The organism is Flavihumibacter sp., from assembly GCF_036676075.1.
Lineage (GTDB): Bacteria > Bacteroidota > Bacteroidia > Chitinophagales > Chitinophagaceae > Flavihumibacter.
Window position 1 is genome coordinate 39556 of sequence record NZ_JAKFDQ010000022.1, and the last position, 19230, is coordinate 58785.

Here is a 19230-nt window from a genome sequence, read left to right on the forward strand (position 1 = left end):
TAAAGTAATTTGAAATGATTGATCAGTTAACTTCTTATCAGCGTCCTTCCGGGCATGGATATTATGGGAAATTTGGAGGTGCTTATATCCCTGAAATGCTGCACCCAAATGTTGAGGAACTTCAGCAATGTTACCTTGAGATTATGCAGGAGTCAACTTTCCAGGCCGAATTCCGTGACTTACTGCATGATTATGTAGGAAGGCCAACACCTCTGTATTATGCAAAGAGGCTAAGCGCATTATTAAATACCAATATTTATCTTAAGCGTGAAGACCTTTGCCATACCGGTGCACACAAGATTAACAATACCATCGGGCAGATACTCCTGGCACTGCGTTTGGGAAAAAAGCGAATAATTGCCGAAACAGGTGCAGGACAACACGGGGTTGCCACAGCAACTGTATGTGCGCTGAAGGGTGTTGAATGCATTGTTTATATGGGGGAGAAAGATATTGAACGGCAGGCACCCAATGTGGCTCGTATGCGCATGCTCGGTGCAACGGTTATTCCGGCCATTAGTGGTAGCCGAACATTAAAGGATGCCACCAACGAAGCCATCCGCGATTGGATAAACAATCCCTCCGATACACATTATATCATAGGAAGCGTGGTGGGGCCTCATCCATATCCGGATATGGTTGCTCGCTTTCAAAGTGTTATCAGTGAAGAAACACGGTGGCAGCTTAAGGAGAAAACCGGAAGCGAATTGCCAACGCATGTTATCGCTTGTGTAGGTGGGGGAAGTAATGCTGCCGGAGCATTTTACCATTATCTCGATGAATTGTCTGTACAGCTGGTAGCTGTTGAGGCGGCAGGCCATGGAATAAATAGTGGTATGAGTGCGGCTACAACTGCCCTTGGTAAACCGGGCATACTTCATGGAAGTAAAAGCCTGCTCATGCAAACTGAAGATGGACAGGTTATTGAACCCCATAGTATTTCGGCCGGACTTGACTACCCCGGCATTGGTCCATTGCATGCTCACCTTTTTGAAAGTGGAAGAGCAACCTTTCTGAACGCTACAGATGAAGAAGCTATGCGCTCAGCTTTTGAAGTGGCACGTCTTGAAGGCATCATCCCTGCCCTCGAAACTGCACATGCATTTGCCGCCCTTAATAAAATAGATCTGAAAAGCAATCACCAGATCATTCTATGCCTTAGTGGTCGGGGTGATAAAGACCTTTCTGCATATATGAAGCAGATGGATATGATTGGCGAAACAGGTAAATGAAAATCAAACTATGAGCAAGATTCAGGAGCTTTTTGCGAAGAAAAAAAATCGGATACTTAATGTTTATTGTACAGCGGGATATCCCAGGTTAGATAGCATCGGCGAAGTGATAGAAGCCTTAGAGCAAAACGGCGCTGATATTGTTGAAATCGGTATGCCTTATAGTGATCCTCTTGCTGATGGACCGGTTATCCAGCAAAGCAGCCAGGTGGCTATTGGCAATGGGATGACAATCTCTGTATTATTAGAACAATTGAAGGCGCTGAAAGGCAGGATTCATATCCCCGTGATTTTGATGGGTTACATGAATCCGGTATTACAATATGGGTTTGAGAAATTTTGCGCTGATGCTGCAAACGGAGGTGTTGATGGACTAATATTACCAGATCTTCCGGAGTATGAGTTCGAAACAGAATATGGCGATATCATCCGAAAGAATGGCCTTGATTTTATATTCCTCGTAACTCCCGAAACGTCTCCGGAACGCGTTGTTAAGCTTGATAAACTGAGTAGTGGTTTTCTTTATGCAGTGTCTTCATCGTCAACAACAGGTACAGACAAAGAGATGGTTTCTGTTGACATATACCTGCAGAAACTGCAAGGTTATAAATTAAGGAATCCGGTTCTTGTTGGATTTGGAATAAAAGACAAAGAAAGTTTTGACAAAGCCTGTGCCCATTCAAATGGTGCAATCATAGGATCGGCTTTTATCAGAGCTCTCGAAGGCTCAGATGATATTGGTAAACGCACAGGTGAATTTCTTCATTCCGTGCTTGATTAAATAAGGGGTAAAATTATAATATGGATTTAAAAATCCTGAAATACAATGCCGGCAATATTCAGAGTGTACTTTATGCACTGGAAAGAATAGGTGTTGACGCAATAGTAACTGATGATCATGATGAAATCCGGTCGGCAGATAAGGTCATTTTTCCTGGTGTTGGTGAAGCGAGTAGTGCTATGCGATATCTCAGGGATAGAAAACTTGATATCCTGCTGAAGGATCTTCGTCAACCCGTATTAGGAATTTGTTTAGGTATGCAATTGATGTGTAATAGTTCGGAAGAGAACGACACTTCATGTATAGGAATTTTTGAGGAAGAAGTGAAGTTGTTTCGACCAGAGATAAGCCGCATAAAGGTTCCCCAGATTGGCTGGAACAATATTTTCGACTTGCATACCCCACTTTTTGATAGTGTGCCTGATCAGAGCTATTGTTATTTTGTACACAGCTATTATGCTTCACTCGGCTCGCATACCATCGCAACAACAGAATATGTACTTCCATACAGCGCCGCACTTCACAGGGATAATTTTTACGGAGTTCAATTCCATCCCGAAAAATCGGCCACTGTAGGGGAGCAGATATTGCGAAACTTCATTGAAAAAATATAACAGTTTCTTTTAACCAGCACTGGATTATATGTCAGGATTGAATATTACATCACCATCGCTGGATACAGTGTGGCAAATCAGGCATCGGGTAATGTATCCGGAGCGGACACTGGATTTTGTTAAGCTTGAAGACGACCCAAATGCAATTCATTGGGGGGTGGAAGTGCATGGTGAAACAGTAAGTATTATTTCCGTATTTAAGAAAGGAAAATCCCTCCAATTCCGGAAATTTGCAACCTTGCCAGAAGCACAGCGAAAGGGTTATGGTAGCATGCTGCTGGAGAAAGTTATGCAGTATGCTGAAGAGGGAAATTTCGAAATAGTTTGGTGCAATGCAAGAACGGAGGCAATGGGACTTTATTACCGGTTTGGAATGCTCCCCGATGGTATTGGTTGGGAAGATAATGGCCACGAATACCGCAAAATGGTAAAACCTTTGAATAAGCATAGCAAAAAAAGATCAATGGAAATAATACCCGCTATTGATATAATCGACGGTAAATGCGTTCGGCTCACCCAGGGTGATTATGAACAAAAGACAATATACAATGAGCATCCTCTTGAAGTTGCCATGCAGTTTGAAGATGCGGGGCTAAGGAGACTTCATCTGGTTGACCTTGATGGCGCAAAAGCAGGTGCTGTTAAGAACTGGAAAGTTCTTGAAATAATTGCTGCTAAAACATCAATGGTTATAGATTTTGGAGGAGGAATTAAAAGGGAGGATGATCTTCGAATCGTCTTCGAATCGGGTGCAGAACTTGCAACTATCGGTAGCCTCGCCGTTAAAGATGAAAACAGTTTTGCGGATTGGCTCAAAAAATATGGCCCCGAAAAATTTCTGCTGGGGGCTGATGTAAAAGACGAAAGGATAGCAGTGAGTGGATGGTTGGAAACAACAAATATCTGGATATATGATTTTATACGTAAATATCAGGATCATGGTGTCAAACAGGTATTTTGTACTGATGTGAGTAAGGATGGGAAACTGGAAGGACCTTCTCTGGAATTATATAAAAATATCATTTCCCAATACCCGGAATTATACTTTATCGCAAGTGGTGGAGTGAGCAATTTGTATGACCTCCATCAGCTTTCAGAAATAGGCTGTTCCGGAGCCATAGTTGGAAAGGCTATTTATGAAGGACGGATCAGGATTAAAGATTTAGCGGCTAAGACTTGGGAGAATGATCTAACATGATAAACTATAACAACCAGTGCTAACTAAAAGAATAATTCCCTGCCTCGATATCAAAGATGGCAGAACCGTTAAGGGTACAAATTTTGTTGACCTGCGCGATGCTGGTGACCCTGTGGAATTAGGTAAGCTTTACGCAGAACAAGGGGCTGATGAATTGGTATTCCTCGATATTACAGCTACAGTAGAGAAACGAAAAACCTTGAGTGAACTGGTGAAGCGGATTAGTCACCAGATAAATATTCCCTTCACTGTAGGTGGTGGCATAAGCAGCGTGGAAGATGTTAGCGTATTACTTCAGCAAGGAGCCGATAAAATTTCTGTAAACACCGCAGCTTACAAAAGACCAGAGCTTCTAGGTGAATTGGAAAAAGAATTTGGTAGCCAGTGTATCGTTTTGGCCATTGATACCCGTCAGGAAGCTGATGGGGAATGGTATGTATACTTAAACGGTGGCCGAACAAAAACCGAGACCAGGTGCATTGACTGGGCAATTAAAGCGGTTTCATTAGGTGCAGGAGAAATCCTGCTGACGTCAATGAATCATGATGGCACAAAGCAGGGGTTCGCCCTGGATATTACCCGTCAACTATCCGATAAATTATCCGTTCCCATTATAGCCAGTGGCGGTGGTGGTGCAATGAAACATTTTCTGGAGGTGTTTGAGCAGGGGCATGCGGATGCTGCACTTGCTGCCAGTATTTTTCATTTCAAAGAGATCCAGATACCCGATTTGAAACACTATCTCGCCGTAAACGGTATAGAGGTCAGGAGATGAGGGCTTCCGGAAAGAGAGGATTTATTTAAATTTGAAGGATGAAAGTTGATTTTCTGAAATATGACGATGGCCTGGTGCCCGCAATTGTGCAGGATTTCCAGACCCAAAAAGTCCTGATGCTTGGATATATGAACCAGGAAGCGCTTAACCATACTGAGTCAACCGGCAAGGTGACCTTCTTTAGCCGTTCAAAACAAAGGTTATGGACAAAGGGAGAGGAGAGCGGTAATTTTCTTGAACTAAAGTCAATGGCTGTGGATTGTGATAATGACGCACTTTTGATCAAAGCTCATCCACTCGGTCCCACTTGCCATACAGGTGCGGATACATGCTGGAGTGAAAGGAATCATCCTGAAGACTTCCTGTTTTACCTGGAGGATATTATTTCGCTTCGAAAGATGGCCTCTCCCGGAGAGTCTTATGTAGCAAAACTTTTTTCACGCGGAATCAACAAGATTGCACAGAAGGTTGGCGAGGAAGCAGTGGAAATGGTTATTGAGGCTAAAGACGACAATGACCAGCTTTTTCTTAATGAATCCGCCGACCTGCTTTTCCATTATTTACTTTTACTTAACGCAAAAGGCTTTAGTTTACAGGATGTGATTGATATTTTAAAGGATCGTCATTCAAAATGATATGAGAACAAAATTCCTGCCCCTTCTTTCTATTCGTTTTCTTTACCTGGCTTTCTTAACGGTCGGATTTATTTCACCTGTTTTCGCTCAAACAAATAATTTCAGCATTAAAGGAAATATTGAAGGCCTTGCTGATAAATCGCTGGTATACTTAACTGACCCCGATCAACCGGGTGATACAATCGCCAGAACAATATCAGACAAATCGAGGTTTGAACTTAAGGGTGAACTGCTACAGACCAAATTATATAATATCGTATTTCTGCCCGCTGATAAGAAGGCATTGGTTTTCCTGGATCCTAAAAATGTTTCTGTAACGGGCGATATCAATAAAATTCAACAATTCAAATTTAGTGGCTCTCCCGCCCATGATGGTTTCATACTTTTCCAAAAGCGATTTGATCCGCTATTCAAACGCTATGCAAGCCTTAGCGAGACTGCTTCGCGTACAGGCGTAAATGATAGCCTGATGACCTTATACAAAGGTCTGGTCAATGAAATGGCAGAAACAGGCGAGCTATTTGCAAGGGAAAATCAGGATAAAGAAATTGCTGCATTTATGTGGGCAACAACCATGCAGGTGGTAAATGATATTAACCGGGTAGAAAAAAGTTTTGAGGCCATGAGTGAATCTGTGAAGCAAGGTTTTTATGGCAAATTCATAGCAGCAAGAATTGCGGAAAGCCGCGTGGGAAGGGTAGGGTTTGAAGCAATGGATTTTATTCAGGACGATACCTCCGGCAATCCTGTGGCGCTCTCATCGTTTCGTGGCAAATATGTACTGGTCGATTTCTGGGCCTCCTGGTGCGGACCCTGCCGTCAGGAAAATCCGAATGTAGTTTCCGCTTTCAATAGATTCAGGGATAAGAATTTTACTGTGCTTGGGATATCTCTTGACCGGGATAAGAAAAAGTGGCTCCAGGCAATTGAGGCCGACAAATTAAAATGGACCCAACTCAGCGATCTCAAATTTTGGCAGAATGCTGTTGCAGTGCAGTATAAGGTTCAGTCAATCCCACAGAATCTGCTGATTGATCCAAAGGGAATAATTGTTGCGAAAAACCTTCGGGGTACAGATCTCCATGATAAGCTCTGTGAATTACTTGGCGGATGTAATTAAATAGGAAAGTGAGAAGCCTTACTTCAGAGTGGATCAGGCTTCGTAAATTGGAGTATGGTTAATAGAATCCTTACATGCTTTTTTATAATTATTGTAATTACCGGAACGTCTGGCCCACTTAATGCACAGGCTTTATATTTCCCGGATACTAATTGGCAATCTCGCCCACCTTCCCAACTCAAAATAAATAAAAAACTTCTTGACAGCGCTGTTTCCTTCGCTATTAATAATGAAACAAAACAGGAAAGGGATCTTCGTGTCGCTATTCTGAAGTCGTATCAGCGTGAGCCGGGGTATGCTATTCTCGGGCCTACGAAGCCCCGGGGTGGCCCTGCGGGAATTGTAATAAAAAATGGCTATATCGTTGCCAGTTGGGGAGATATAGATCGCGTGGATATGACCTTCAGCGTTACTAAAAGCTATCTGTCAACTATAGCTGGCCTCGCACTCGAAAAAGGGCTTATCAGGAGCATTAAAGATAGGGTGAGTGATTATGTGTGGGATGTAAGTTTTGATGGACCGCATAATTCAAAAATTACCTGGGAACATCTCCTAAATCAGAGTTCCGACTGGTCGGGCGAACTGTTTAACCAATATGATTGGGCTGACAGACCCCCCAGGGAAGGAACCATTGATGAATGGAAAAACAGGAAACTTATAGAACCAGGAACTGTATTTGAGTATAATGACGTCAGGGTCAATTTACTGGCCTTTGCATTACTACAAGTATGGAGAAAACCTTTGCCGGTTGTCCTAAAGGAATATATACAGGATCCGATCGGTGCGTCTACTACATGGCGCTGGTATGGCTATGATAACTCCTTTGTGAATATTGATGGTATAATGGTACAGTCTGTAAGTGGAGGTGGTCATTTTGGTGGTGGCCTATTCATTAGCGCTGCCGACCAGGCCCGTTTTGGACTGCTTTTTCTTCGCGAGGGAAAATGGAAAGACAAAAAGCTTCTGTCTGATAACTGGATAAAAGCAGTACAGCAATCCTCACCTGCAAGCCAGACCTATGGCTACTTATGGTGGAATAACAAGGATAAAGGACTTCAGGGACTTCCACCCGATATCTACTATGCTGCAGGATATGGTGGCAATTACATAATCATAGATAAAGCCAACGATCTTGTGGTTGTTACCAGGTGGCTGGATGATTCTAAATTAGCAGCTTTCATGAACATGGTCATTAAATCAGTGCAGGGTAAATAATTTACCTTTAAAGCGATATAGGAAAACATTTTTCTGTTCGGTGATCTTTATCACATGGTTTATTACTTTTTTACTTGTTCAACACTATAGGATTTGGTGCTGTATTTTGGAATATATTTGAGTAGGTTGACGCATTCCAACGATTAGCAAGCAAAAAAATGAGAACCCGAATTTTCTTCCTTTTGGTAGCATTTGCTATCGCCACATCCACCGCTGCCCAAAAAATAAATGACCGCTACCGGTTAAATATCCAAAAAGCAAATAGTAATATCATCATTGATGGAAATGTTAGTGAAGAAGCCTGGACCAGCGCTGAAACTGCCCGGGATTTCTTTATGGTATTACCAATGGATACAAGTTTTGCAAGGGTTAAAACGGAAGTAAAAATGACCTATGATGATGATAATCTTTACCTCGTCGCGATCTGTTACCATGCTGTACCCGGGCCCTATGTTGTAGAATCATTGCGCCGGGATTTCAACTTTGGAAAGAATGATAATTTCTTATTCTTCTTTGACCCATTTGAAGACCGTACGAACGGATTTTCGTTTGGTGCCAATGCCGCTGGTGCACAATGGGATGGAATTATTTATGAGGGGGGTAAAATGGATCTTAGCTGGGATAATAAATGGACCTCCGTTGTTAAAAATTTCGATGACCGCTGGGTCTTTGAAGCAGCTGTTCCTTTTAAGACCATTCGCTTCAAAAAGGGTATGACAAACTGGGGACTTAATTTCAGTCGCAATGACCTGAAAACAACAGAGAAATCATCCTGGGCTCCCGTTCCCCGCCAGTTTCCCACGGTTTCATTAGCATATACTGGTAACCTCGTGTGGGACCAGCCGCCACCTGCCACAGGAGCCAACATTTCAGTAATTCCTTATGTTCTGGGTGGCTTATCAAGAGATCATGATAAAAATACCAAGACAGATTACCGAAAAGAGATAGGAGCTGACCTGAAAATAGGAATCACTTCTGCACTTAATCTGGATCTTACAGTTAACCCTGATTTCTCTCAGGTGGAAGTTGACAAGCAAGTGACCAACCTTGACAGGTTTGAATTATTCTTTCCCGAACGTCGGCAATTTTTCCTGGAGAACGCCGATATCTTTGGCAATTTCGGCTATACCAATGTCAGGCCTTTTTTCTCCCGGCGTATTGGTTTGAATGTTCCCATCCAATTTGGTGCAAGACTTAGTGGTAAGTTAAATAAGGATTGGCGCATAGGCATAATGGATATGCAAACAAAGGCGGTTGGAGAAATGGATCTTCCTGTTCAGAATTTCGCTGTAATGTCACTTCAACGAAAAGTTTTCTCCAGATCAAGCGTCGGATTACTTTTTATTAATAAACAGTCAATAAATTATCAACCCGATAAGGATCCGCTAACACCTGAACATAGCCAGTATAACAGGAATATTGGAATTGAGTATAACCTTGCTTCTCCCGGAAATTTCTGGACAGGGAAAGCACTTCTGTTAAAATCATTTAGTCCACATACTTCAGGGCGAACTGTTACACATGCTGCTAATTTGAATTATACAGATCGTAAGTGGCTACTGGGTTGGCAGCATGAATATGTGGGCCGCGATTACGTTGCAGAAGTGGGCTATGTTCCCAGAACCGGATACATTAAGGTTAATCCACAACTTGGATATCTCTTCTTTGCTAAAACGGGTAAGATACTCAGTCATGGACCTGTTGCCCAAAGTACCTATTACTTAAATGAAACTTTTAAGAAAACGGATTACGAAACCTATCTCTCATATAAATTTAATTTCAGGAACCAGGCAACATTGAATGGTTTGGTGGCGAGGAATTATGTGAAACTTCTACGCCCTTTTGATCCTACTAATTCCGGACTGGATTCCTTACAAACCGGAACGGAGCATAATTGGAATAACTTTAGCCTCGAATATATTTCCAGTCCCAGGAATTTATTTACTTATTCCGCATACTTACGTTACGGGGGCTATTTTGCCGAAGGAACACGTTTACAGGTTACTAATGAATTGGGTTATCGGTTTCAACCATATGTAGGCATTACAATGAGCACAAGCTATAACGATCTTCGTTTGCCTATGCCATGGGGTAAGCGTACCTATTGGTTAATTGGTCCCCGGATAGATGTTACTTTTACTAACAAATTATATTTCACCGCGTTTGGTCAGTATAATGAACAAACGAAGAACATTAATCTTAATACCCGGTTACAATGGCGTTACAAACCTGCCTCTGATTTCTTCATTGTGTACACAGACAATTACCTTCCTGAATATATGTCGGTTAAGAACCGGGCACTAGTTGTAAAGTTTACATATTGGTTCACGATGTAATTCATGAATGCCTTACTCCTTCAGCAGCTTTGAATATATGCAGGATATGAGGAAACAAGGCATCCATTGTTTCTTCAGCACCTCGTGGGGAGCCGGGTAGTGTTAATACAAGCATATCACCAATAAAACCAGCAATGCCGCGAGACAACATTGCATAAGGCATGCGCTGCTGTCCGTAATTGCGGGCAGTCTCCATAATGCCGGGCACTTCCCTGTCAAGTAAGGGGGCAAGGGCTTCCGGAGTCTGATCCCTGGGGCCCAGGCCTGTACCGCCGGCAAATAATACCAGTTGATAACCGGCATCCGCCAATTCCCTCGCTTTTGCCTGTATTATACTGAAGTCATCAGTGATGACTTCGCGTTTTGTCAATGCAATATTATATGTAATTAACTTTTGAGCCATGCGCTCACCAGTAAGATCATCATTGATACCTGCGGAAACACTATCAGAGCAAATGATAACAGCCGTTTTTACCTGATCTGATATGGCGTACTTCATGTCTGTTTTGCCTCCTTTTTTTTCTTCCAGACGTATAGTAGATATTTCAATTCCCTTATCAAGCGGTTTCAACATGTCATACATAGTTAGAGCAACAACGGATGCGCCATGCATTGCCTCAACTTCAACTCCTGTTTTATAGATTGTATGTACCTCAACCCTGATAATAATGTTTAGTCCATCAATACGGTGCGTAATAGCAGCATATTCTATCGGCAAGGGATGGCAATCAGGAATAACATCACTGGTTTTTTTTATAGCCAGCAGTCCCGCAGCTCTGGAAAATTCAAAGACATCTCCCTTAGGAACTTTACGCTGTTCAATTGCATCAATGGTTGCCTGGCTTGAAGCTTTCAATATCGCTGATGCGATAGCCTGGCGAAGAGTAGATGATTTATGGGTAATGTTGACCATTCTTTATTTGTTTATTTTCCATTGATGGGTTTCGTTATCAAATAATTCCTTCCCCCACACTGGCAACTCCGCCTTGATTCTTTCAACTAATTCAGAACAGGCTTCCGTAGCTGCCTTCCGATGCGCAGAAGAAGTGAATACAAAAAGGCAAATCTCACCCACTTCAACTGTACCGAGGCTATGGTAAACATGAAGGCAGCTCAGATCATATTTTGAAAAGATTGCTTCCCTGATTTCATGCATTTTTTCAAGTGCCATATCCTCATAACTGGTGTATTCAATTGCTCTGACAGTTTTTCCGTCAACCTGGTCGGCCCTGACCTGACCCAGAAAAATACTATGTCCACCAATATCATGACGGGAGCTATGTTTTTGAATACTATCACCAATGAATGAACTGCTTATTGCACCCTGAATAAATAGCTGTTTTGGTTTTCTGGCTTCCATATAATGATTATATAAGGGTTTCGTAATTGAGAATCCCTCCTTTTAAACTAAAGATATTTTTTTCTGATCCGGACCATTCGCGAAACATTTGCGCAGCTTGCAGACTCCGTTTTCCTGATTGACAAATGAAAACGACTGTTTCGCCCGAAATCTCATCAAACGATTCCTGCAAAATGGAAAGAGGTATTTTCTGATGATCGAAGGAAGTGATAAAAGGTGTTTCATCGGGATTTCGCACATCAATCACTGTAATATTTTCACTTAGCAGTTTATCAAATTGCTTATGATCAATTTCAAGATCAGTAGTAGGGATGCCACATTCCCAATCATAATCCTTTTGTGTGAATGATTCAACGTCAGGAGGTATCAAAAAAGCTGATAAAGGATTAGCACTTATTTGAATATCGTAACTCTGCATTGTAAGTGCATTAAAAGTATATAGTCGGTTTACCAAAGATTCTCCTATTCCCGTAATTAGTTTTATTGTTTCATTTGCCTGCATACTACCTATAATTCCAGGTAATACACCCAGTACGCCGGATTCTGCACAGTTTAGAACTTCCCCGTCTTTCGGCGGGGTAGGGAAGAGGTCACGGTAATTTACTCCGCCATTAACATTAAAAACTGCAACCTGACCATCATACTGCGATACCGCTCCATAAACCAGGGGCTTGCCTGTTAATACACAGGCATCATTGATCAAATATCGTGTGGGAAAATTATCACTACCATCAAGGATTATATCATAATTCGAAAAGAACTCCAGACAATTGCTTACAGTAAGTTTTGTTTCATATGGAATGATGGTGACCATCTCATTCATCATCTGAAGTTTTTTTGCAGCGATACTCACTTTAGGGTGGCCGATATCAGCTTCGCTATAGAGCACCTGCCTGTGAAGGTTGCTAAGGCTTACCTTATCATGGTCTACTATTCCAATTGTAGCGACGCCAGCTGCTACAAGAAATAAAAGGGCCGGACATCCAAGGCCACCTGCACCCACAACCAGTACCCTTGCCAAATTGAGTTTTTCCTGGCCTTCTTTACCAAAGCCTTTTAATATCATCTGGCGATGATATCGGGCAAATATGTTTTCTTGATTTTGCATATTATCCACCTGAAAATGGGGGTAAGATGGCTATCGTGGCGCCCTGATATAGATTGCTGTTTTCTGTAATAGTTCTTTTGTCAACCGCTATTATGAAATTATAATTGACAAGTGCAGGGAATTGTTCAAGCAGTAACTTCTTCAAACTGTCCGTGTCCTCAGGTAAATTTACTTTTACCGATGTACTACCTGTTAATTCTGCAAGTTGTCCGAAAACCATAATATTTATCTCACTGTTCATGCTGTTGTAAATAATAATTTAAATGCGGCAAGGGTTAGTACGGAAGCCAGCGTAAATTTAAGTATCTCATGCCTGAACTTCAGTGAACCGAACCAGGCCCCTAAAAGGCCTCCTGCAAATGCGATTATCACCATTAACAACATATCGCTGCTGAAGTGTATACCCTTGGTAAGTTGTCCCGATAATCCCGATAACGAATTTACGAAAATGAATAAGGCGCTAATCGCAGCAGTTTGTTTCTGGTCGGTCCATCGAAGCAAAAGGAGTATGGGCGATAAAATAATTCCTCCCCCGATTCCAATCAACCCTGATAAAAAGCCGATCATAGCTCCCAATAACAATGACCATACAATGTTTGGTAGCTGTTTTTCTTCTTCGCCTGTTTTTGTAAGAAAGAAAAACCTGGCTATTGGAATTAATAACAACAACCCAAGAATTTTTTTATATAAAGTTGCATCTATGCTCATTATACCGCCAAGAAAGGCGAAGGGAATTGACGCAAGAGCTAAGGGAAGGAATATTTTCCAATTAAAATGCCTGCCTCTGTAAAACTGAATGAAAGCCGTTAGTGATACAAAAATGTTTAATAACAGGGCTGTGGGTTTCATAAGGTCAGGTGCAAACCCGTAAATGGCCATGAGTGCAAGGTATCCACTTGCACCACCATGGCCCACAGATGCATATAAAAAAGCAACGGTGAATAGAAGCAGGTAAAATATTACTGTTATTTCCATGATACTATTTATGGCAGTAGATGGACCTCCACCAAATCATTCGGTTGACAAACCATAATATCTTCATGGAGAACAATCAGGCAGTTTGCTTTTGCGAAGGAATTAAGTTTGTAAGATTCCTGGGCATCAAGTGAACGGACAGTTTTACCATCGTGCAAGCCTTTTAAATAATGTACAATTCCCGCAGGTTTACTCAGTGCATTTAATAAAGGTAATTTCTGTGTTTCAAGTGTAACATTTCGGTTCTGTTGAATGCTGATGGCTTCCAGTACATATTCATAAAAGCAGGTCAAAACTGAAGAGGGATTACCAGGTAGTCCGAAAACAAGATTATTTCCTTTCTTCCCAAAGAATATAGGTTTTCCGGGCTTTTGTTTTATTTTATGAAAAACCTGTTCCACTCCACAAAGTAATGAGGCTTTAAGGGTGAAGTCATAATCTCCTACACTTATACCTCCTGTAATTAATACAATATCACTTTTAAGAAGTGCCTGCGTAAGTGTGCTGCGAAGTGATTCAAGTTGATCTTCCACCCGGTAAATTTCTGAAACACTCACTCCTGATTTTGATAGAGCAGCTTTAAGTGAATAGGAGTTTGACTCATAAACCTGCCCATATAAAAGAGGTTCCCCGGGAACCTGCAACTCATTTCCAGTTACAATAATGCTTACTACGGGACTTGGGTAAACAGTTAATTCAGTTATGCCGATACCTGCAATAAAGCCTATTGCCGCGGGGCTGAGTCTGCTGCCTTTTTCTAATGCAATTGAGCCCTTGGTTATTTCTGATCCCCTCGGCCGTACATTATCACCAATTTTAAGAAAGGGGTCATCAATGATAAGTTCATCTTCAGATATACTGCATTTTTCCTGCATTACAACTGTATCTGCACCGGTAGGTACAGGAGCTCCTGTAAAAATGCGTACAGCTTTACCGGAAGGTAATTCAAAACTATCGCCCCTCCCCGCCGCTACCTCTCCATATAATCCAAGGTCTTCTGAATCCATCCAGCCCTGGTATGAAAATGCATAACCATCCATGGATGATTGAGGATAAGCAGGTATATCAATAGGCGCAAAAATATCTTCTGCAAGTATCTTTTCAGCAGCTTCACTAAGCGAAACGGTAACAGGATCGAGCCTCACAGTATTCTCCCTTATGAGCTGCCTTGCCTTAGCTGCTGTGATCATAAAAAATTCTTTTCATTTCAATCTTGTTCCTATCCACCAATGGTGATCATGCTACGGTTATGGATATCTTCCGGGTGAATATTTTCAAAATCCCGGTGGAATTGCCCGCCATATTCCTTAGCCTTTGCTTTAATGTTGTCCCTGATCAGCGGAAGAATATCCTGTCCACTTCTGAGAGCAGTAAGCAGATCGGTTTCATGTTGGGAGAAAAGGCAATTTTTTAGTTTACCATCTGCTGTTAACCGTATACGATTGCAACTTCCACAGAAATTAGCACTCATAGTACTTATCACAGCAAAGGTGCCAGCGTGGCCAGGTACTACAAATTTTTTGGCTGTATCATTTGGTTCTCCCTGCAATCGCTCTATTGGATATTTGCTTCCAACTTCCTGAAGTATATCATCCAGGGTAACTACCTTGTTGCTGGTCCAACGATTTCCGCTGAATGGCATGAACTCAATAAACCTGACATGTACAGGTTCGTGTTTTGTCCATTCTACAAAATCGTTAATCTCCATATCATTCATCCCTTTCATTACCACCATATTCACTTTAACATGAAAACCTTCATTTAGAAGAAGGTGTATATTGTCATAGACACGTTGAAACTGATCACGGCGGGTCACCAATAAAAACTTTTCACGGTTCAGGGTGTCAAGTGAAATATTCAGTGAACGAATTCCAGCTTCTTTTAATACACTAATATATTCATGAATCCTGCTGCCATTAGTTGTCATGGTAAGCTTAACAGGAAGTTCAGAGAGGGAAAGGATTATTTCGGCCGCATCTTTTCTCACAAGAGGTTCACCTCCGGTTAGCCTGATTTTCTCAACACCCTGTTCCACAAAAAATTTGGAAATAGTATTAATCTCCGATGCCTGCATCAGTCTGCTGGCGGGTGCAAAATCATACTCTTCTTCAGGCATACAGTAAAAACACCTGAAATTGCAATTATCAGTGAGCGAGATCCGGAGATAATTATGAACCCGTCCAAATGTATCTGTAAGTTTTTTTTCCATTATTATTCCTTCAGGAATGTTTCATAGTCGTTTTTTGTATCAATATCGATTATTCCCAGTGGAAAATCCACAAGCTCAACTTGCGTTTCATATTGTTCCATCAGTTTCCTGGCACCCACATCGCCTTTTAAAGTAAACAATGCAGGAAACAACTGTTTGCGAAAGAGGGCAGGAGTTCCCCTTACTTCTCCATATTTGCTGGCAACACATAGTTTTGATTCATCACTTGCTCTTTCTACCAATTCCAGCAACAATTCAGGAGTTACAAATGGCTGGTCACAAACCATAAAGATTATAGCTTCCAGTTCCCCTTTCTCTTTTATGGCGGTCTCTAAGCCAATTCTGAGTGATGATGACATGCCTTCCTGCCAATGCTTGTTCACAACAATTTTAAGACCATAAGGTTCCAATTCAGGAATTAAAGAATCAATCTGTGCACCCAAAACCACTACCAGGGGCTCCAATCCGGTTGCCATTGCTGTTTCTGCCGCAGTTGAAATCAGTGTTTTGCCCCTGTAAGATAGCATTTGTTTGGGTTCACCCAATCGGCGTGAATCACCGGCAGCAAGAATAACAATACCGCATTTAACCTGTTTTTTGATTCTATTCTTCAAGAGATGTTTTTATCGCTTATCACAAGGTTATTTGTGCTATGGATAGGATTCATGTTATGTCTTAATGAGCCCCCCATTTTTCCCGCCAGAACAGCTTTTATTTCTGATATTATCGACAATGCTATCTCTTCTGCTGTTTCAGCACCCAACTCTAATCCAACGGGTGAATATATCCTTGATAATTCCACATCCGATAATTTAATCCCTTCAGATTTCATATCATCCTGCATTCGGTCAAATTTTTTCCTGGGACCAAGCATACCGATATATTTCGCTTTAGTTTTTACCAATGCTTTAAGCATGGCAAAATCATAATTGTAATTATGAGTCATTAACACAAATACTGTTTGCTGATCAATTGAAATTTGCTCCAGCACATTTTCGGGTTTTGAAATGATCACCTGGCAGGTGCTTGAAAACCTTTCCTTTTTTGCGTGAGATGGCCGGCCATCAATAACAGTAGTTTCCCATCCCATAATATCCGCCATAGATACCAGGGGTATAACATCATTTCCTGCCCCAATTAATATGAGCGACACTGCAGGATTTATATACTCAATAAATGCGGTTATTTCGTTTTGATCCGATGTATAATTCTTAAAAGATGATCGTTGCTCACGGAAAGAAAGTTTTACATCATCCAGCAACATCTCCCGTAAAGTATCATCCTTCAGGTTACCACTTATGGTACCATCCTCTTCAACCAACAGGCAGGTACCATGTTGATATCCTTTCCTGTTCTGGAGTGAAAATACCGTTACAAGAACACTGGCCTGTCGTTTTGCGACAGCCTTTCGTAAAAGCTCAACTGAATTATTTGGATCATCCTTATTGATTGGCTCAATCAGCACCTGAATTACTCCGGCGCAACCAAGCTGCACCCCAATACTTGCATCATCTTCATCATTGGTATCATAGGTTACCAGCCTCTTTTGTTGTTGGTTCAATACAAGTAATGCTTTTCTTAAGGCATCGCCTTCCAGGCACCCGCCGCTGATTGCTCCGGTCATCGCGCCATCATCTGATACTAACATCCTTGCCCCCGGCCTTCGGTAAGATGATCCTTCCAGGTGTACCACAGTAACCAGCGCGCTATTCCTTTCATCAAATTGTGCCGTATCAAATGCCTTTATAATGGATTGTATTTCTTTCATTCCTTTCGTTTCAAAACAAAAATAGTCCTGAGGGGCTTATCTACAAGAACCATCCCCCAAAGGGCTATAATTTACGACAATTTGAAAGCAGTGAGGCCCCATTTAAAAGGGTTTTGGCAGAATAACGCCTGATAAAAGCAATTAGGTCGGTTTTTTCTCCATGCTCACATATTTTCCAGCTTATTTATTCGTTAATGGGGAATAAAATCCTGTCTTTTGAAAAAATTTGTACTCAGTTTAACTTTAATGGCGACCATAAGCGGGCTTTGGGCCCAGCCAAAGTTGGATACTACTGATAATAAGCTTAAACAGCAGAAGGAGAATATAATTACGGAATCTACGATCATCAAGATCGAAAATCTGGGACTTAATATCAATTCTGAGCTCCCTGAATTACGCCCAACCATTTCACCGGATGGGAATCTCCTTTTTTTTATATGTGAAAATCATCCGGCAAATTCGAAGTACCGGTCAATTCCAAACTCCCAGGATATTTGGTTTTCCTATAAAGAAGAGAACGGTCAATGGAGTGAGGCAAGGCATTTATCTTATCCTCTCAATACCGTGCATTATAATACCGTTTATTCTATTTCACCTGATAATAATAGGATACTCATCAGGGGTGCTTTTGTAAACGGCGCTTATGATGGAAAAGGTGTAAGTATTTGTCACCTCAGGGAAGACGGTCGCTGGAGTGAGCCAGATGCACTTCGTATTCGTAATTATTTCAAATATGACCAGGGCAAACAGTCAGGTGCCTGCATGGCCCATGACGGACGAACCCTGCTGCTTTATATGACCCCGGAAAAAGGGGGATCCCTGAATGACATATTTGTATGCTTTCTTACGTCAAATGGTAGTTGGACAGAGCCAAAAAGCCTAGGTAAAAAGATCAACTCCCCTGAAACGGATGAAATGACTCCCTATCTGGCAGCAGATGGAAAGACCCTTTATTTCAGTAGTAACCGAACAGGAGGGCTGGGTGATAATGATATCTGGATGACTCGTCGGCTTGACGATAGCTGGCAGAAATGGAGTGACCCGGTAAACCTTGGAAGCCCTATCAATACCGAAAATTGGGATGCCTTTTTTACGCTTGATGCTGGCGGGGAGTACGCATACCTTTCCACCAAACTAAATACTTATGGAGAAAGCGATATCGTTCGTGTAAAACTTATGGAAAAGGAAAAGCCGGACCCTGTTATACTTGTTAGTGGAAATGTTTATAATAAAAAAACAAATGAACCCTTAAGCGCATCACTTTTATACGAAACATTGCCAGATGGGATAATTGCAGGTAATGGCATGTCTAATGCAATCGATGGGGCTTTCAAGATCGTTCTTCCCTTTAATAAAAATTACAGCATTCGGGCTACTGCCGACAAATTTTTCGCGATATCTGAGAATTTAAATCTGGACTCTCTAGTAAAAGAAGGCTATAAAGAGATCCATAAAGACCTGTTCCTTGTACCTATTGAAATTGGTCAGATAGTTCGGTTGAACAATGTATTTTTTGATTTCGACAAGTGGTCACTGAGGCCTGAATCCTATCTTGAATTGGACAGGGTCGTAAAACTGCTGGAAGAAAATCCCTCTATTGAAATTGAGATGAGTGCACATACGGATAGTTATGGTTCAGATGAATACAACATGAAGCTAAGTGATAACCGCGCCCGATCTGTGGTTGAATATATCATTTCAAAAGGTATAAATGCATCGCGGATTATAACACAGGGTTATGGTGAAACAAAACCTGTTGTACCAAATGACTCCGACGAGAACCGTCAATTGAACCGAAGAGTTGAATTTAAGATCATGAAAAACTGATTTCTTCAGCAATAGCGTAAACAAATTAAAACGAGATAAAGAAGAGCGCCTGTTGAAGGTCCTCTTCTTTTATCAGT

At 41.6% G+C, this 19230-nt stretch carries 19 protein-coding genes; 10 read left to right on the forward strand and 9 right to left on the reverse strand.

Going from position 1 to position 19230, the window contains the following annotated elements; all coding sequences use genetic code 11:
- The first annotated feature begins 14 nt into the window (after positions 1 to 14).
- The 9 genes from trpB (at position 15) to V6M43_RS16640 (ending at position 9906) form a co-directional block, all read left to right on the forward strand.
- Positions 15 to 1232 (forward strand): tryptophan synthase subunit beta, encoded by a 1218-nt coding sequence (gene trpB, locus V6M43_RS16600; RefSeq protein WP_332737206.1) that lies wholly within the window; start codon positions 15 to 17, stop codon positions 1230 to 1232.
- Between the two features lie 10 nt (positions 1233 to 1242).
- On the forward strand, positions 1243 to 2013 hold the full coding sequence (gene trpA / locus V6M43_RS16605) for a tryptophan synthase subunit alpha (RefSeq protein WP_332737208.1): 771 nt from the start codon (positions 1243 to 1245) through the stop codon (positions 2011 to 2013).
- Between the two features lie 20 nt (positions 2014 to 2033).
- The gene (gene hisH / locus V6M43_RS16610) at positions 2034 to 2627 is read left to right on the forward strand and encodes an imidazole glycerol phosphate synthase subunit HisH (protein WP_332737211.1); all 594 of its coding nucleotides are present in this window, start codon (positions 2034 to 2036) and stop codon (positions 2625 to 2627) included.
- Between the two features lie 28 nt (positions 2628 to 2655).
- Positions 2656 to 3825: a 1-(5-phosphoribosyl)-5-[(5-phosphoribosylamino)methylideneamino]imidazole-4-carboxamide isomerase gene (hisA, locus tag V6M43_RS16615; protein ID WP_332737213.1), complete on the forward strand. Its 1170-nt coding sequence runs from the start codon at positions 2656 to 2658 to the stop codon at positions 3823 to 3825.
- Positions 3826 to 3841: 16 nt separating this feature from the next.
- Positions 3842 to 4600 (forward strand): imidazole glycerol phosphate synthase subunit HisF, encoded by a 759-nt coding sequence (gene hisF / locus V6M43_RS16620; protein WP_332737215.1) that lies wholly within the window; start codon positions 3842 to 3844, stop codon positions 4598 to 4600.
- A 38-nt stretch (positions 4601 to 4638) separates the two neighbouring features.
- Complete coding sequence (gene hisIE, locus V6M43_RS16625; RefSeq protein ID WP_332737217.1) at positions 4639 to 5235, forward strand: bifunctional phosphoribosyl-AMP cyclohydrolase/phosphoribosyl-ATP diphosphatase HisIE; 597 nt, start codon at positions 4639 to 4641, stop codon at positions 5233 to 5235.
- A gap of 1 nt (position 5236) precedes the next feature.
- On the forward strand, positions 5237 to 6355 hold the full coding sequence (locus V6M43_RS16630; protein ID WP_332737219.1) for a TlpA disulfide reductase family protein: 1119 nt from the start codon (positions 5237 to 5239) through the stop codon (positions 6353 to 6355).
- Between the two features lie 54 nt (positions 6356 to 6409).
- Positions 6410 to 7570, forward strand: a complete 1161-nt coding sequence (locus V6M43_RS16635; RefSeq protein WP_332737221.1) for a serine hydrolase domain-containing protein — start codon at positions 6410 to 6412, stop codon at positions 7568 to 7570.
- A gap of 158 nt (positions 7571 to 7728) precedes the next feature.
- A complete protein-coding gene (locus V6M43_RS16640; RefSeq protein ID WP_332737223.1) occupies positions 7729 to 9906 on the forward strand; it encodes a DUF5916 domain-containing protein in 2178 nt (725 codons plus the stop codon).
- A 1-nt stretch (position 9907) separates the two neighbouring features.
- On the opposite strand, the gene moaCB is transcribed toward V6M43_RS16640, so the two are convergent.
- From moaCB to V6M43_RS16685, 9 genes are read right to left on the reverse strand one after another with little or no spacing between them, the layout of a single operon-like run.
- Positions 9908 to 10819, reverse strand: coding sequence for a bifunctional molybdenum cofactor biosynthesis protein MoaC/MoaB (moaCB, locus tag V6M43_RS16645; protein WP_332737225.1), 912 nt, complete (start codon positions 10817 to 10819; stop codon positions 9908 to 9910).
- 3 nt (positions 10820 to 10822) lie between these two features.
- Positions 10823 to 11266, reverse strand: a complete 444-nt coding sequence (locus tag V6M43_RS16650) for a molybdenum cofactor biosynthesis protein MoaE (protein WP_332737226.1) — start codon at positions 11264 to 11266, stop codon at positions 10823 to 10825.
- A 7-nt stretch (positions 11267 to 11273) separates the two neighbouring features.
- Entirely contained in the window at positions 11274 to 12374 is a 1101-nt protein-coding gene (locus V6M43_RS16655; protein ID WP_332737228.1) for a HesA/MoeB/ThiF family protein, read from the reverse strand.
- A gap of 1 nt (position 12375) precedes the next feature.
- Positions 12376 to 12615 (reverse strand): MoaD/ThiS family protein, encoded by a 240-nt coding sequence (locus tag V6M43_RS16660; protein WP_332737230.1) that lies wholly within the window; start codon positions 12613 to 12615, stop codon positions 12376 to 12378.
- Positions 12612 to 13349, reverse strand: coding sequence for a sulfite exporter TauE/SafE family protein (locus V6M43_RS16665; RefSeq protein ID WP_332737232.1), 738 nt, complete (start codon positions 13347 to 13349; stop codon positions 12612 to 12614). The genes V6M43_RS16660 and V6M43_RS16665 overlap by 4 nt, the downstream gene beginning before the upstream one ends.
- Before the next feature lie 8 nt (positions 13350 to 13357).
- Positions 13358 to 14539: a molybdopterin molybdotransferase MoeA gene (locus tag V6M43_RS16670; RefSeq protein WP_332737234.1), complete on the reverse strand. Its 1182-nt coding sequence runs from the start codon at positions 14537 to 14539 to the stop codon at positions 13358 to 13360.
- A 29-nt stretch (positions 14540 to 14568) separates the two neighbouring features.
- Entirely contained in the window at positions 14569 to 15558 is a 990-nt protein-coding gene (gene moaA / locus V6M43_RS16675; RefSeq protein ID WP_332737236.1) for a GTP 3',8-cyclase MoaA, read from the reverse strand.
- 2 nt (positions 15559 to 15560) lie between these two features.
- Positions 15561 to 16172, reverse strand: coding sequence for a nucleotidyltransferase family protein (locus V6M43_RS16680; protein ID WP_332737238.1), 612 nt, complete (start codon positions 16170 to 16172; stop codon positions 15561 to 15563).
- Complete coding sequence (locus V6M43_RS16685) at positions 16169 to 17326, reverse strand: XdhC family protein (RefSeq protein ID WP_332737240.1); 1158 nt, start codon at positions 17324 to 17326, stop codon at positions 16169 to 16171. Before V6M43_RS16685 ends, V6M43_RS16680 begins: the two co-directional genes overlap by 4 nt.
- A 216-nt stretch (positions 17327 to 17542) precedes the next feature.
- On the opposite strand from V6M43_RS16685, the gene V6M43_RS16690 reads away from it, so the two are divergent.
- Positions 17543 to 19153: an OmpA family protein gene (locus V6M43_RS16690; RefSeq protein WP_332737241.1), complete on the forward strand. Its 1611-nt coding sequence runs from the start codon at positions 17543 to 17545 to the stop codon at positions 19151 to 19153.
- Positions 19154 to 19230 lie beyond the last annotated feature (77 nt).